Source organism: Micromonospora sp. CNB394 (assembly GCF_000374985.1).
GTDB classification, from domain to species: domain Bacteria; phylum Actinomycetota; class Actinomycetes; order Mycobacteriales; family Micromonosporaceae; genus Micromonospora; species Micromonospora marina.
On record NZ_KB895842.1, the window covers coordinates 71,622 to 85,710 of the forward strand.

16 protein-coding genes are annotated in these 14,089 nt (G+C 72.5%); 12 read left to right on the forward strand and 4 right to left on the reverse strand.

Annotated elements, in window-relative coordinates:
* Positions 1-25 precede the first annotated feature (25 nt).
* From C569_RS0119505 to C569_RS0119540, 8 genes are all read left to right on the forward strand, one after another.
* Positions 26-1,273 carry an LCP family protein gene (locus C569_RS0119505; RefSeq protein WP_026268377.1) on the forward strand — a complete coding sequence of 416 codons (1,248 nt, stop codon included), beginning with the start codon at positions 26-28 and terminating at the stop codon, positions 1,271-1,273.
* Between the two features lie 203 nt (positions 1,274-1,476).
* On the forward strand, positions 1,477-2,688 hold the full coding sequence (locus C569_RS0119510; protein WP_018787453.1) for an LCP family protein: 1,212 nt from the start codon (positions 1,477-1,479) through the stop codon (positions 2,686-2,688).
* A gap of 187 nt (positions 2,689-2,875) precedes the next feature.
* Complete coding sequence (locus C569_RS0119515) at positions 2,876-3,811, forward strand: LCP family protein (protein ID WP_051090504.1); 936 nt, start codon at positions 2,876-2,878, stop codon at positions 3,809-3,811.
* Between the two features lie 28 nt (positions 3,812-3,839).
* Entirely contained in the window at positions 3,840-4,175 is a 336-nt protein-coding gene (locus C569_RS0119520; protein ID WP_026268379.1) for a rhodanese-like domain-containing protein, read from the forward strand.
* Between the two features lie 15 nt (positions 4,176-4,190).
* Positions 4,191-4,982 (forward strand): glycerophosphodiester phosphodiesterase family protein, encoded by a 792-nt coding sequence (locus C569_RS0119525; RefSeq protein ID WP_018787456.1) that lies wholly within the window; start codon positions 4,191-4,193, stop codon positions 4,980-4,982.
* 76 nt (positions 4,983-5,058) lie between these two features.
* Positions 5,059-6,513 carry an ATP-binding protein gene (locus tag C569_RS0119530; RefSeq protein WP_018787457.1) on the forward strand — a complete coding sequence of 485 codons (1,455 nt, stop codon included), beginning with the start codon at positions 5,059-5,061 and terminating at the stop codon, positions 6,511-6,513.
* A gap of 30 nt (positions 6,514-6,543) precedes the next feature.
* Positions 6,544-6,993, forward strand: a complete 450-nt coding sequence (locus tag C569_RS0119535; protein WP_018787458.1) for an ATP-binding protein — start codon at positions 6,544-6,546, stop codon at positions 6,991-6,993.
* Between the two features lie 84 nt (positions 6,994-7,077).
* A complete protein-coding gene (locus C569_RS0119540) occupies positions 7,078-7,962 on the forward strand; it encodes a DUF5926 family protein (RefSeq protein ID WP_018787459.1) in 885 nt (294 codons plus the stop codon).
* Between the two features lie 10 nt (positions 7,963-7,972).
* Here C569_RS0119540 and C569_RS0119545 read toward each other — a convergent pair whose 3' ends face one another.
* Positions 7,973-9,187 (reverse strand): arginine deiminase, encoded by a 1,215-nt coding sequence (locus tag C569_RS0119545; protein ID WP_026268380.1) that lies wholly within the window; start codon positions 9,185-9,187, stop codon positions 7,973-7,975.
* A 162-nt stretch (positions 9,188-9,349) separates the two neighbouring features.
* On the opposite strand from C569_RS0119545, the gene C569_RS0119550 reads away from it, so the two are divergent.
* From C569_RS0119550 to pheA, 4 genes are all read left to right on the forward strand, one after another.
* The gene (locus tag C569_RS0119550; RefSeq protein WP_026268381.1) at positions 9,350-10,087 is read left to right on the forward strand and encodes a hypothetical protein; all 738 of its coding nucleotides are present in this window, start codon (positions 9,350-9,352) and stop codon (positions 10,085-10,087) included.
* 144 nt (positions 10,088-10,231) lie between these two features.
* Positions 10,232-10,681, forward strand: a complete 450-nt coding sequence (locus C569_RS0119555) for a hypothetical protein (protein ID WP_018787462.1) — start codon at positions 10,232-10,234, stop codon at positions 10,679-10,681.
* An 83-nt stretch (positions 10,682-10,764) separates the two neighbouring features.
* Positions 10,765-11,295, forward strand: a complete 531-nt coding sequence (locus C569_RS0119560) for a hypothetical protein (RefSeq protein ID WP_018787463.1) — start codon at positions 10,765-10,767, stop codon at positions 11,293-11,295.
* 10 nt (positions 11,296-11,305) lie between these two features.
* On the forward strand, positions 11,306-12,262 hold the full coding sequence (pheA, locus tag C569_RS0119565) for a prephenate dehydratase (RefSeq protein WP_026268383.1): 957 nt from the start codon (positions 11,306-11,308) through the stop codon (positions 12,260-12,262).
* Between the two features lie 43 nt (positions 12,263-12,305).
* Here pheA and C569_RS0119570 read toward each other — a convergent pair whose 3' ends face one another.
* The 3 genes from C569_RS0119570 to C569_RS0119580 form a co-directional block, all read right to left on the reverse strand.
* Entirely contained in the window at positions 12,306-13,025 is a 720-nt protein-coding gene (locus tag C569_RS0119570; RefSeq protein ID WP_018787465.1) for an AIM24 family protein, read from the reverse strand.
* Positions 13,026-13,120: 95 nt separating this feature from the next.
* Positions 13,121-13,465: a metallopeptidase family protein gene (locus C569_RS0119575; RefSeq protein ID WP_026268384.1), complete on the reverse strand. Its 345-nt coding sequence runs from the start codon at positions 13,463-13,465 to the stop codon at positions 13,121-13,123.
* Positions 13,466-13,554: 89 nt separating this feature from the next.
* Positions 13,555-13,983 carry an OsmC family protein gene (locus tag C569_RS0119580; RefSeq protein ID WP_018787467.1) on the reverse strand — a complete coding sequence of 143 codons (429 nt, stop codon included), beginning with the start codon at positions 13,981-13,983 and terminating at the stop codon, positions 13,555-13,557.
* Positions 13,984-14,089: the final 106 nt, after the last annotated feature.

Below are 14,089 nucleotides of genomic sequence, written 5' to 3' on the forward strand. Positions count from 1 at the left end.
GCCCCGCCGACCTACCCTCGGTTACATGTCAGCGACCTCGTCTGCCGGCGCGCCGATCCCCCGACACCTGACCCGGGGCGCGGGCCGCGCCCCGGTTCCCGGCTCCGGCCGGGCCGCCACCGGTCGCGCCCGGCCCTCGGACACCAGGTGGTACCCCGCACACGACGAGGCGCCCCGCTCGGGCGGTCCCGGCGGCCCGGTGGGACCGACCGGTCCCGGTGGTCCGGGTGGCGGCGGTCCGGGCCGGCCCGGGCGGCGTGGCCCCCGGCCGCACTGGGGGCGCATCGGCCTGGTGGCCGGCGTCGCGGTGCTGGTGCTGGCGCTGCTCGGCGGCCTCGGCGCCTGGTTCTACGCCCGCAACCTGGACGACGACCTGGCGCGCACCGACCCATTCGCCGGGATCACCGGTGGGCGGCCGGCCAAGCAGGTCGAGGGCGCGTTCAACATCCTGCTCGTGGGCAGCGACTCGCGGGATCCGGACGCCCCGGTCGACGGAAGCGGCAAGTGGCGCGCGGACACCGTGATCGTCATGCACATCCCGGCCGACCACAAGCGCGCCTACCTGGTCTCGGTACCCCGCGACCTGTACGTGCCGATCCCGGAGAGCGCCGGGGCGTCCTGCGACTCCGGCTCGCGCAACAAGATCAACGCAGCGTTCGCGTTCGGCGGCCTGCCGTTGGCGGTGAAGACCGTCGAGTGCTTCACCGACGTACGGATCGACCACGTCATGGCGATCGACTTCGGCGGCTTCAAGGAGGTCACCGACGCCCTGGGCGGGGTGGATCTCAAGGTGGAGCGGACCATCACCTCGATCCACAAGCCGTACCGGACGTTCACCAAGGGCGTGAACCACATGAACGGCGCCGAGGCGCTGGACTGGGTCCGGCAGCGCAAGCAGTTCCCGGACGGCGACTTCGCCCGGATGCGGCACCAGCAGGAGTTCCTGAAGGCACTGATGGACAAGGCGGCGAGCACCGGGACGCTCACCAACCCGAAGAAGCTGAACGACTTCCTCCGGGCGGTGACCGCCGCCGTCACGGTCGACCAGGGATTCTCGTTGACCGACATGGCAGTGCAGTTCCGTAGCCTGCGGGGCGACAACCTGACGTTCGTCACCAGCCCGCACCTGGGCGGCCAGACCATCGACGGCCAGTCGGTGGTGGTCTCCGACCGGGAGAAGGCGCTGGCGATGTACAAGGCCATCGCCGCGGACCGGATGGCCGAGTGGATGCAGGCCAACCAGAAGGGTTCGGGCGACAACGCGGGCGGCTGACGCCGCCACGACATGACCGGTGTCGTGCCTCAGGACCTCGCCACCACCGAGGCCAACCGCCGACCGGCCCCTTACCCCTGCCCATTCGGCCACAACCCGAAGCTGTCGGAGGGTATTGACGGGAATTGCGCCCCTACGAGGTCGCAAAAACGGGAACAGATACGTAAAGTGGTCCCGCCCCCGATCACCGAGCTGGAGCACGAATGTCGGTCCAGACCAGCCGTCGCCCGCAGTCACCGGCACCCGGATCATCCGGCCGGGTCCCTCCGGTCATCCCCACACAGCCCGGTTCCGGCGGTCGCGGCCCCGGCGGTCCGAAGAAGGAGCGCACCAAGCGCAAGGACCCGCTCTGGGCGAAGCTCACGCTGGTGCTCGGCGCGGTGCTCATGGTGACCAGCGGCGTCGCGATCGTCGGCAGCAAGGCGGTCATCGGCCAGGCCACGAACAACATCGCCCAGCGCAACCTGCTCGGCGAGGCCGGCAAGACCGACGCCGAGGGCGGCAGCAGCCTCGAAGGCCCGATCGACATGCTGCTGCTCGGCGTGGACGCGCGGGCCCGGTGGGCCGCCGACGACGTCCGGTCGGACACGATCATCATCCTGCACATCCCGGCCAGCCACGACCAGGCCTACCTGATCTCGATCCCCCGGGACACCGAGGCCCGCATCCCGGCCTTCGAGAAGAGCGGCTACCCGGGCGGCGTCGACAAGATCAACGCCGCGTTCTTCCACGGCGCGCAGAAGGGCGGCGGCTGGGAGGGCGGTGCCCAGCTCATGGCCAAGACGATCAAGGGCATGACCGGCATCAGTTTCGACGGCGCCGCGATCATCAACTTCGGCGGCTTCAAGAACGTCATCGACGCGATCGGCACGATCAACATCTGCGTGACCCAGGACGTCTCGTCGCTGCACATGTCGTACGTCGACGGCAAGCCGATGTGGAACGCGGACGCCAAGAAGACCGGCAAGAGGATGAAGCCGGTGAGCTACGAGAAGGGTTGCCAGGAGATGGAGGGGTGGCAGGCGCTGGATTACTCCCGGCAGCGCAAGACACTCCGCAACGGCGACTACGACCGGCAGCAGAATCAGCAGCAACTGATCAAGGCGATGGCGAAGAAGGCGACCCAGAGCGGGACGTTGACCAACCCGATCAAGCTGAACGCGCTGATCAAGGCGGCCGGCGAGGCGTTCGTCCTGGACACCGGCGCGATCTCGATCGAGGACTTCATCTTCACCATGAAGGGCGTGACCGGCAACGACCTGGTCATGCTCCGTACCAACGGCGGCACGTTCAACGGCAACGGCGAACGGGAGCTCCTGAACGAGGTCAGCATGGAGATGTTCCGGGCGGTGAAGAACGACAAGCTGGCCGAGTTCGTGGTGAACAATCCGGACGTCCTCTCCACCCGAAAATGACCTGCTGACCTGCTGACCTGCGCGAAAGCGCCATCGGCCGGCCGATCCCCTAGTAGCCTGACGTGAGCGGGTCTCATGTCGCGGCTACGGGGGGATCGTCACGTCCAGGCCAGCACGGAACCGACGCGGGCGGGGTGGACCCGCCCGCTGGGCGCGGTACCTGCTCGGCGCCGGGCTCGTCCTGGTCCTGCTCGCCACGCTCGGCGTCGCCGGGCTGCACTGGCTCACCTCGCGCTACGACCGCACGGTGGCCAAGGAGCAACTGCTCGACCCGGCCGCCCGGAAGAAGCGGACAGACCTGGACGGCGCGCTCAACTACCTGCTGATCGGCTCGGACCACCGGCCCGGCGCGAACCCGGAGGACCAGCGCTCCGACACCATCCTGATCGTGCACGTGCCGGCCGGGATGCGGCAGGCGTACCTGATCTCCGTGCCGCGCGACCTGCTGGTCGCGCTCCCCGCGGCACCCGGTTTCCCCGGCGGCCCGGACAAGGTCAACGCCGCGTACGAGCACGGCGGCGGCGGTGAGGGCGGCGCACGGCTGCTCAGCACCACCCTGAGCCGGCTCACCGGCATCCGCTTCGACGGCGCGGCCCTCGTCGACTTCGCCGGCTTCAAGCAGGTGATCGACCAGCTCGGCGGCATCCGGATGTGCGTGGACACGCCGGTACGTTCGATCCACACCCGGCACCAGTTCGACACCGGCTGCCAGCAGATGGACGGCGCGCGGACGCTCGACTACGTGCGGCAGCGCTACGACCTGCCCGGCGGCGACTACGACCGGCAGCGGCACCAGCAGCAGATGCTGCGGGCGGTGCTCGACCGCGCGGGTGAGACGCGGCTGCGCAGCGACCCGGTCAAGCTGGACCGGGTGTTGCGCGCGGCCGGCGGGGCGCTGACCGTGGACACCAACGGCGTACCCCTGGACGAGCTGTTGTTCGCGCTGCGCGGCCTGCCCGCGGACGCTCTGCGCGGGGTGCGGGTGCCCTCCTACCCGCAGACCATCGACGGCGTCTCGTACGTGGTGCTGGACAACGGCGGCGGCGGGCTGTTCACCGCGCTGCGCGACACGCGCGTGCCGGAATGGGCCGGTGCCAACCCGCGCTGGGTCACCCGGCTCTGAGCCGCGTGGGCGACTAGGCTTGGGGACCGTGTTCGGAGCCTCACTACCCAGCGTGCCCGCGTCGGCCGTGCCCGACGACGTCTACCTGCTCGACGTCCGCGAGGACGACGAGTGGGCCGCCGGCCACGCGCCGGCCGCCCATCACCTGCCGATGACCGAGCTGCCCGCCCGGCTCGCCGAGATCCCGCAGGACCGAGACGTCGCGGTGATCTGCCGCTCGGGCGGACGTTCCGCCCAGGTGGTCGGTTACCTCATGCGCAACGGCTGGGACCAGGTGCGCAACGTCGACGGCGGGATGGGCGACTGGGCCGCCGCCGGCCGTCCGGTGGTCACCGACGACGGGCAGCCGGGCCGGGTCGCCTGAGCCGGTGACGCGGCCATGACCGTCCCTCTGGTCTTCGCCCATCGCGGCGCCTCGTACGACCTGCCGGAGCACACGCTCGCCGCCTACCTGCGCGCTCTCGACGAGGGCGCGGACGGGCTGGAGTGCGACGTCCGGCTGACCCGCGACGGGCACCTGGTCTGCGTGCACGACCGCCGGCTGGACCGGACCAGCAACGGCCGTGGACTGGTCAGCGCGCGGACGCTCGCCGAACTGGAGGCGCTCGACTTCGGCTCCTGGCACCGGGCCACGACGCTCGCCGAGGACGACGTGCCGCTCGACGAGTCGCACACCCGGCTCCTCACGCTGGAGCGACTGCTCGACGCGGTGCTGGCCGCCGGGCGGCCGGTCCGGCTGCTGATCGAGACCAAGCACCCGTCGCGCTACCGGGGCGACGTCGAGCGCCGCCTGGTCGAGATGCTGCGCCGGTACGAGCTGGCCGAGCCTCGCCCCGACCATCCCGTCCAGGTGACCGTGATGTCGTTCTCGCCGCTCGCCGTACGCCGGATCCGGGAACTCGCCCCGGCGCTGCCCACCGTGCTGCTGCTGGAGATGCTGCCGCGTCTGCTGCCGCTGGGCCGGCTGCCGTTCGGCACCCGGATCGCCGGTCCCGGCGTGGAGCTCGTCCGGGCCCGCCCACGGCTGGTTCCCGCGCTGCGCGCCGCCGGCAACTCGGTGTACGTCTGGACCGTCAACGAGCCGGAGGACCTGGAACTCGTGCTCGCAGCCGGCGTGGACGGGGTGATCACGGACCGGCCGGCCCACGCGCTGGCCCGGTTGGGCCGGTGAGTCCCGTCGATCGGTACCGGGGACGGCCGACCGGCCGGGGGTGTCCCCGACGCGAACGGCGCGGCACACTCGGGACATGCCGGAGCGAACCGACTACCCCGCCTTCATCGCCGGCCACACCGCAGTGATCAATATGATCAACTCGGGCGAGTCCGGTCTCGCCGTGCTCAGCCAGCTGCTCCGCGAGGTCGAACCGGCGGTCGGCGCGGCCGGGCTGGTCTTCGTGGAGTTCACATCGGCCGGAGGGCGGGTGATCGCGGCGACCGGCCGCGCCGAGTTCGTCCTCGGCCGCCCGCTGCCCGCCACCGACCCGGCCACCGTCTGCCTGCTCGCCGGCCCGCCGGTGCGGGAGGTCCGGGTCGACGCGATCCCTGGTGCGCTCGCCGACGAGGTCGCCGGCCGGGGCCTCTGCCGGATGATCGTGGCGCGCGCCGAGATCGGCGGGCTCACAGTCGGCAGCCTGCACGCGCTCTACCCGCTGGGCGAGCCGCTGCAACCCGCGCAACGCGCCGTCATCGGCTACGTCGCCGCGTGCGTCGCCCACATGTACGGCGACCAGACCGGCCTGCCCGTGCACGGGGACGGCCCGGTCGTGGCGGCCCTCGCCGACGGACTGGCGGTGGTGGACCGGGACGGGCGGGTCCGGCTGTGGAACCCGGCCGCCGTCGAGGTGACCGGCCGCCCCGCGGACGAGGCGCTGAGCCGTCCGCTGCCGTTCCCGCTGCCGCCGCCCGGCCAGGTGCTCGACCACCGGCTGCCCGACGGCCGCTGGCTGCGGATCACCTCCGGCGAGCTGCCCGGCCCGAACGCGCTGCGGGTGGTCAGCTTCCGCGACACCACCGACCAGCAGCGGCGCGACCACGACCGGGATCTGTTCGTCGCGGTGACCAGCCACGAGCTGCGCACCCCGGTCACTGTGATCAAGGGGTACGCGGACACGCTCACCGATCACTGGGACTCGCTCAGCGACGGCGACCGCAGGCAGGCCGCCCGGATCATCGGCCAGCGCGCCAACGAACTGGCCCGCCTGGTCGACCGCCTGCTGACCGCCGCCACCGAGAACCGTCCCGGCGGTGAACCCGCGGCACCGTTCGACCTGGTCGAGGCGCTACGCGCGGCGGTGGCGGACCTACCGGCGGACGTCCGGCACCGGGTCGTGCTCGCCCTGCCCGCCGACCTGCCCAAGGCGCTCGGCGACCGGCGCAGCCTCGCCACGGTGCTCACCGAGCTGGGCACCAACGCCGGGAAGTACTCGCTGCCGGGCACCCCGATCGAGATCACCGCCGAGGCGAACGAGGGGACCGTCTCGTTCCGGGTGGCCGACCGGGGCATCGGCATCCGGCCGGAACACGTGGAGCGGGCCTTCGACCGGTTCTGGCAGGGGGAGTCCGGCGACCGCCGCCGGTATCCCGGCGCCGGGCTCGGTCTCTACCTCGTCCGCCAGATCGTTGAACAGCAGAATGGATGGGTATCCCTCCGGCCCAGAGCCGGTGGCGGTACGGTCGCAGAGGTGCGGCTGCCCCGGGGTTGACCGGGCGCTCCCAGGCGGGGAAGGAACGACGTGTCGACTGGTCCGGCCGAACGGTCGTGGTGCGTGGTGGTGCCCCACGACGCCACCGGCGCGCGCCTGGCCCGGCACCGGCTCGCCGACGAGCTGACCGGTGTCGTACCCCCGGTCCTGGTGGCCGACCTGGTCGCGGTCCTGGCGGAACTGGTCGGCAACGCGGTCCGGCACGCCGACGCGCTGCCCGGCGGCGTGGTGCGGGTCGCCTGGCGCCTGCGCCCGACCGAGCAGGGGCCGAGTGTCGAACTCCGGGTCACCGACGGCGGATCGTGCGCCGGCCCGTGCATGCGTACCGCCGCGCCGGACGCGGCGGACGGGCGGGGACTGCACATCGTCGCCGGGCTCGCCAGCGGCTGGGGCGTGGAACGCGACGGCCTGGGCCAGAGCGTGTGGGCACGGTTCGACCCGGTCCCGGTGCAGCGGGCGGACCTCGTCGCCGCCGGCTGACACACGGCGGGCGGGTCCGGCCCCCACCGCCGAGACCCGGCATCTAGGCTGTCTCGCCATGGGCGAGCGGAGCGGAGCGGGCGCATGAGCAAGCGTCGGAAGAACCAGCGGGCCGTCGAGGCCACCCCGAAGCGGGAGAAGGTGCGCGACGTCTTCGTGCCCCGGCCGTTCGAGGGCCTCACCGACGAGCCGGAGTGGATCGCCCTGCGCGAGCTGGTCCCGGCCGCGTCCGCGCCGCTGCGGCTCACCCCGGAACTGATCGAGGAGTACGGCGACCGGCCGGTCACGCTGGCCACGGTGCTGCCGATGGCCACGCCGGCGATGACCAAGCCGGACGGGCGGGTCTTCATCGGCCTGCAACGGCACCAGCAGTCCGGCGATGTCTCCCGGGACCTGGCCGACGCGCTGATCTCCGCGCTGCGCACCGAGCCGGGCGGCCAGGTGAGCGTGCCACCGTTGCCCGGGCCGGGCCCCCGCCTCCAGGACATCCTGGTGGACGGCCCGCTGGAGATCAGCATGCACGACGGGTTCGACTTCTGGCTCGACCCGGGCGCCGCCGACGACCCGAACGTCCAGGCGTCCCTGGAACGGGCCAACTCGGCGATCTACCCGACCGTGAAGCTGGCCGCCGCGCCGGCCGCGTACTGGTGCCAGGTGTCGGAGAAGGCCCACGTGCGCCTGGTCCTGCCGGAGGACGAGGACGCCGCGCTGGACGCGCTGTCCCGGCTCGCCGCGGCGGGCGCGCTGACGCTCGGCGACGACACGAAGTTCGCGGGCATGTTCCGGGCGCACGGTCGCCTCGCGCCGGTCTGGGACCTGCCGGAGGACACCCCGGCAGGCGAGTGGGAGGCGCCGGTGGCGGAGTTCGCCAAGCGCTACGCCGAGGCGGTCGCGGGGCGGGAGCCGCTCGACGCGGCCGGCCGCCGGGCCCGCCAGGGCCTGCTCGGCCGCCAGCTGACGCTGCGCTGACGTCTCTGGGTCAGGCGGCCCCGCCCTTCTGGCGCACCAGCGGGCAGGACATGCAGCGCGGGCCGCCCCGCCCGGAGCCCAGCTCCGACCCGGCGATGGCGATCACCTCGATGCCGGCTCGTTCCAGTTGCGCGTTGGTCTCCACGTTGCGCTCGTACCCGACGCACAGCCGGGGCGCGAGCGCGAGCGTGTTGTTGCCGTCGTCCCACTGCTCGCGTTCGGCGGTGACCGGGTCGAGGCCGGTGTCGATCACCCGGAGCTGGTCGAGGTCCATCGCGTCGGCGGCGGCCCGCAGGAACGGCGCCGGGCCGTCGACCCGCAGATCGTCGCCGTCCGCGCCGGCGATGACCGTGTACGCGGACAGCTCGTCGGCGACGTTCGCGTACATCAGCACGGCGTCGACGTCGACCATCGTGCAGATCGTGTCCAGGTGCATGGTGGCGCGCTCCTGCGCGATCGGCACCACCAGGATGGTGTGCGCCAGCCCGGCCGCGAACACCTGCCGGGCCAGCCGTTCCGCGCCGGCCGGTGTGGTGCGTTCGCCGACGCCGACGGCGAGCACCCCGGGCGCGAGCAGCAGCACGTCGCCGCCCTCCAGGTGCTCCAGCCGGGGGTGGTAGACGAACTCGGTGCCGGCGAAGCGCGGGTGGTAGCGGTAGATCGCGTCGGTGAGCGTCGTCTCCCGCCGCCGGGCCGGCATGGCGAGGCTCGTCACACCGACCCGGTCGCCGATCCAGACCGACGAGTCGCGGGTGAAGAGCAGGTTCGGCAGCGGGTCGATGACGAAGTCGTGCCGGTCCATGAGCGTCCAGACCAGACCGCCGGGACGGTCGGCGCCGATCCGCAGTTCCTCGTGGGCGAGCCCGGCGGTGAGCACGTCGGCCAGCCCGGCCGGGTCGAGGTACGCCAGGTGGTCGGCGACCCGCCGCCGCAGGGTGTGGCCGAGCCGGCGGGACCGCAGCACCTGGTCGGTCAGCTCGGCCCGGGCGTCCGTCACGGCGAGCGTCTCGACCAGCAGGTCGGCCAGATAGAGCACCTCGACTCCGCGGGACCGCAACGCCGCCGCGAACGCGTCGTGCTCCTCCTGCGCGCGTCCCACCCATGGGATGGCGTCGAACAGGAGGCTGTCGTTGTTGCGTGGGGTGAGGCGGGCCAGTTCCGGTCCCGGACGGTGCAGCAGCACCGTCCCGAGCCGGGCGACTTCGCTGTCCACATAGTGGGTCACCCTCGCAGCCTAGGGCAGGCTTGCGCACCATCTGGAAGAGAAGTGAGGATGAATATGGCATTCATCCGCACTCACTCCGGCGGTCCAACTTGCCGAGCCCCCGGGGGCGCAACGTAGGGTAGTGGAGACATAACTTCGAGAGACCTTTTGCCGGAGGTCGCGATGACTGTCTTTCCCGCTCGTCGAGCCGTACCGGGCAGGGCACTGCCGCCCCGCACGGTGCCGCACTCCCGGGTCGAGCCCACCTCGGTGCTCGAGCCGGCCCGATCGACTCCATTGGAGTGGGCCCGGCGTCGCCGGGCGGAGCGGGGGGCCCGCCGGTTGGAAGCGGCAGGGGCCCGCGCCCTGGGTCAGCTCGACCATCTCGGTCCCGCCTGGCACGTCATCGAGTGGCCCCGGACGGACCCGGCGGACATGCTGCTCGACCGCGGCCGCGACGACCGGGCCGGATTCCTGGCCATCGGCCCGAGCGGTCTGTTCGCGGTCACCATCGCCGACCACGGCCGGGCCCGGGTGCTCGTGGCCGCAGACGTGGTCCAGATCAACGGCAAGCGCCCGCCGTACGTGGCGGAGGCGCGCCGGGACGCCAAGCGGGCCAGCAAGGCCCTCTCCGACGCGGTCGGCCTGCCGATCCCGGTCACCCCGGTGCTGACGTTCGTCGGCTCCGGGGTGATCAGCGTCTACGGCCTGCCGAAGGACTGCCTCATGGCCACCCATCGCGAGCTGGACCGCCTGCTCGTGGCCGGTGGAAACCGGATCAGTCCGGCCACCGCCGAGAAGCTCTCCCGCGTCGCGCAGGCGCCCGCGACGTGGTTCAACGGCACGTACCGTCCAACCGCCGACTACCGGTGGTATGACGAGGGCCGAACGGCCGCTGACAAGCGGGCCGCCCGCCGGTAACGTCTCCGGCGACGCCACGCGGCCCACGGCACCGCCCCCGACTGGTTCCGCCGGTCCGCGCCGTCGCCGGCCGCCCGGCAGCCGATGCTTCCGCCGCACCGACCGGCTAGCGTGGACAGACCGTCGGTGTACATAGGAGGCGCGGTGGCCCACGTCGAACTCTCACTCTCGGAAGTGTTCGCGCCCGCGGCATCCACCGAGCAGGAGTCCGACAACTTCGGGCAGTGGTCCGGCATGGTCTCCCGGGCCGCCGAGCCGTGCCTGCTGATCGACGCCGACACCACTGTCGTGGCGATCTCCTCGTCCGGCTGTGACCTGCTCAGCCTGGGCGCCCCGGAGGACGTGATCGGTCTGCCGCTGCTGGAGGGCGGCCTGCGCCTGGTCGACTTCACGGCGAGCCCGAGCGAGCTGACCGAGCAGGAGACCGACAAGATCCCGCCACTGCTCGCGCTGCACTCGGAACGGCTCGCCCGCGGCCTGCTGCGCGTGCAGGGGCCCGGCTCCGACGCCGGCCGGACGGTCGACGCCATCTCCACACCGGTGCTCACCGACGGCGCGGTGGCCGGCTCGCTCACCTTCCTCTCCGCGGTCTGACCCGCGCCGGACCCGCAACACTTCACCCGGGCCGGTCGTCCGCCTACGATGGCCTCGGCCCCACCCCAGGACGACATCCCTCGATGCCCGAGGACGCCTCCGTGCCCCGCACCCGACACCCCGGACGCCGCCACCGCCCGCTGGCGCTGCTCACGCTGCTCGCGCTCGCCGCCTGCGGCACCCCGCCCGAGCTGAACACGCCGCCCGTCGCCATCACAACCGTCCCGGACCCGTCGGCGTCCACCACGCCCACCCCGGCCGCCGCACCGGTCACGCCGCCCGCGCCGACGCTCTCCCCGTCCGCGCCGGCCTCGGCGGCACCCTGCCGGGGACGGCCGTCCGGCGACCGGATCGTCGCGCTGCTGCGCGGATCCGCAGGCGTACTGCCCCGCGACGTCCGGGTCACCGTGGCTACCGGTCCGCTCTGCGCCGAGGGCTGGCAGTACACAGTGCTGGCGGTCACCGGGCACGAGGAGTTGCAGGTGGTCACGCGCGGCGAGAGCGGCACGCCGAGGCTGGTCACCGCCGGCACGGACGTGTGCGGCGTCGAGGTGCGGACCGTGGCGCCGGTCGGCATCCGCACCCTGGCCTGCGACGGCACGCCGGGTGCGTAGGCTGGTCGGCATGCCGGGAACACCGCCGACCCGCTTCGTCTACCTGGGCCCCGAGGGCACCTTCGCCGAACAGGCCCTGCGAACAGTGCCCGCCGCCGAGCGCGGGGACCGTACACCCGCCCGCAGCGTCGGCGAGGCGCTCGACGCGGTACGCGCCGGGGAGGCCGACGCGGCGCTGGTGCCGCTGGAGAACTCCATCGGCGGCGCGGTCGGGGTGACGCTCGACGAACTGGTCGAGGGCGACCCGCTGGTGATCACCCGAGAGGTGGTCCTGCCGGTGGAGTTCGTGCTGGCCGCCCGCACCGGCACCACACTGACCGACGTGGGCTCCGTCGCGGCCCACCCGCAGGCGTCCACCCAGTGCCGGGGCTGGCTGCGGGAGCACCTGCCCGACGCCACAGTGGTCGACGTGCTCTCCAACGGCGCCGCCGCGGCCGGTGCGGCGAGCGGCGAGTACGACGCCGCCATCTGCGCCCCGATCGGCGCGACCCGGCACCGGCTGGCAGTGCTCGCCGACAAGATCGCCGACCACCCGGACGCGGTGACCCGGTTCGCGCTGGTGTCCCGCCCCGGCCCGCCCCCGCCGCCCACCGGCGACGACCTCACCTCGCTCGCGGTGTGCCTCGCCCACGACCGGGTGGGCGCGCTGCTGGCGGTCCTGATGGAGCTGGCGGTGCGCGGCGTCAACATGACCCGGATCGAGTCCCGCCCGACCGGCGAGGCGCTCGGCCGCTACGTGTTCTTCCTGGACTGCGCCGGGCACGTCGCCGACGTACGCCTCGGCGAGGCGTTGCAGGGGCTGCGCCGGGTCTGCGCGGACGTGCGGTTCCTGGGGTCGTACCCCCGGCACCGCTGGAGCACGGCGGCGGGTGACCAGCAGGCACCGGCGCCGCCCGGCCTGACCGACGCCGACTACGCCGACGCGGCGGCCTGGGTGGCGCGGCTGCGATCCGGCGAGCTGAGCTGACCGGCCCGGGACGACCTCGGCGGACGCCCCGGGCACCGGAGGTCTACTGCAGCAGGCCGCCGAGCATGCCGCCCTGCTGCTGGGAGCCGCTGCCGGCTACCGGAGGCTCCTCCGACGGCTGGACCACGACGAAGCCCTGACCGGCGAAGCTCATCGTGAACGCCTCACCGGTGCTGCGGCCGAGCAGCGTGCCCAGGCCGAGCTGCTCGGCGCGGTGGTAGCCGGTCTGGAGGTTCGCCGACCAGCAGACCGCCGCCTGCGGGTCCACGTACGTCGGCGCGTCCACGTTGAGCACCACAGGGGTGCCCTTGGTGGTGACGGCGATCCGACCGTGGCCGGTGAAGACGCAGTTGAACAGGCCGGACGAGGACGCGAACCCGGCGCCGCCGACCATCTTGATGTCGTACTGGAGCGTCGAGTCGAACGCCAGCACGCTGGAGCCGTTGATGGACAACGCGTCGCCCGGCTCCAGGTCGATGACGTGCACGTCCTTGGCGAAATCGGCGAGGAAGACGTCGCCGTGCCCGGAGACCTTCATCAGCGGCACGCCCTCACCGGTGAGCCGCTGCTTGATGAACTTGCCGATGCCGCCGGAGCCGAGGGCCTGGAACTGGACCTGCCCCTGGTAGGCGACCATCGACCCGACCCGGGCCATCGCCTCGCCGTTCAGTTCGATCTTCAGCATCTTGGAGTTCTGCAACCGCATGCCCGGCTGCTGGGACTCCTTCTCAAGGTTCTCCGCGGAGAACAGCGCGCTGCGCATGGGTTTTCCTCCTGCATCAGGTTCTGCCTGATCCGCAGGTTAGGGGACCGGCGCAACCACCGGGATCAGCCGGGTGGGGAGGCGCCGGAGGCCGATCAGCCCCAGCCCAGGGCGTGCAGGCGCTCGTCGTCGATGCCGAAGTGGTGAGCGATCTCGTGCACCACTGTCACCGCCACCTCGTCGACGACGTCGTCGTCGGTGTCGCAGATCGCCAGGATCGGGTTGCGGTAGATCAGGATGCGGTCGGGCAGCACGCCGGAGTAGTCCCAGCCGCGAGAGGTGAGCGCGTGCCCCTCGTACAGGCCGAGCAGGTCCTCACCCGGCGGCGGGTCGTCCTCCACCAGGATGACCACGTTGCTCATCAACCCGAGCAGTTCCTCGGGCACCTCGTCGAGCGCCTCGCCGACCAGTTCCTCGAACCGGTCCCGGCTCATCTCCACGGCCACGCGGCCCGGTCACTTCCTCCCGGTCGGGCACACCGCACGGCGAGGGCGTCCCGCAGGACACCCCCGCCGTGCCGTACGCGATGTCAGGCGAGACGGGCGTCCAGCGTGATCTGGGCGCCCGGCGACAGCAGCCGAGAGATCGGGCAGTTCTCCTTGGCCGCCTCGGCGAGCTTGGTGAACTCGGCCTGGTCGATGCCCGGGACCTGGCCCACGGTCTCCAGGTCGATGCGGGTCACGGTCATGCCGGCGTCGGTCTTGTCGAAGTGCACCTTGGCGGTGGTCTCCACCGCCGTCTCCTGCGCGCCGGCGTCGGCGAGCTGCTTGGAGAGAGCCATCGAGAAGCAGCCGGCGTGCGCGGCGCCGATCAGCTCCTCGGGGTTGGTGCCCTCGCCCTCCTCGAAGCGCGACTTGAAGGAGTAGTTGCCGGACAGGCCGCCCTTGCCGGTGCGGACGGTGCCGGACCCCTCGGTGAGGTTGCCCTGCCAGCGAGCGGATGCGGTACGGATAGGCATGGCACCGACGCTAACCGAAAGCGGGCCGCCCCGCACCGGACCTCGGGTCGCGACTCCGGCCGGCGGGAGCGGGCTGTGCCATGATTCGACGCAGGCCCGCGCACGG

Coding starts and splice junctions, on each gene's coding strand:
- C569_RS0119505 (WP_026268377.1), top strand. CDS start 26: ATGTCAGCGACCTCGTCTGCCGGCGCGCCGATCCCCCGACACCTGACC.
- C569_RS0119510 (WP_018787453.1), top strand. CDS start 1,477: ATGTCGGTCCAGACCAGCCGTCGCCCGCAGTCACCGGCACCCGGATCA.
- C569_RS0119525 (WP_018787456.1), top strand. CDS start 4,191: ATGACCGTCCCTCTGGTCTTCGCCCATCGCGGCGCCTCGTACGACCTG.
- C569_RS0119530 (WP_018787457.1), top strand. CDS start 5,059: ATGCCGGAGCGAACCGACTACCCCGCCTTCATCGCCGGCCACACCGCA.
- C569_RS0119540 (WP_018787459.1), top strand. CDS start 7,078: ATGAGCAAGCGTCGGAAGAACCAGCGGGCCGTCGAGGCCACCCCGAAG.
- C569_RS0119550 (WP_026268381.1), top strand. CDS start 9,350: ATGACTGTCTTTCCCGCTCGTCGAGCCGTACCGGGCAGGGCACTGCCG.
- C569_RS0119560 (WP_018787463.1), top strand. CDS start 10,765: ATGCCCGAGGACGCCTCCGTGCCCCGCACCCGACACCCCGGACGCCGC.
- pheA (WP_026268383.1), top strand. CDS start 11,306: ATGCCGGGAACACCGCCGACCCGCTTCGTCTACCTGGGCCCCGAGGGC.
- C569_RS0119570 (WP_018787465.1), bottom strand. CDS start 13,025: ATGCGCAGCGCGCTGTTCTCCGCGGAGAACCTTGAGAAGGAGTCCCAG.
- C569_RS0119580 (WP_018787467.1), bottom strand. CDS start 13,983: ATGCCTATCCGTACCGCATCCGCTCGCTGGCAGGGCAACCTCACCGAG.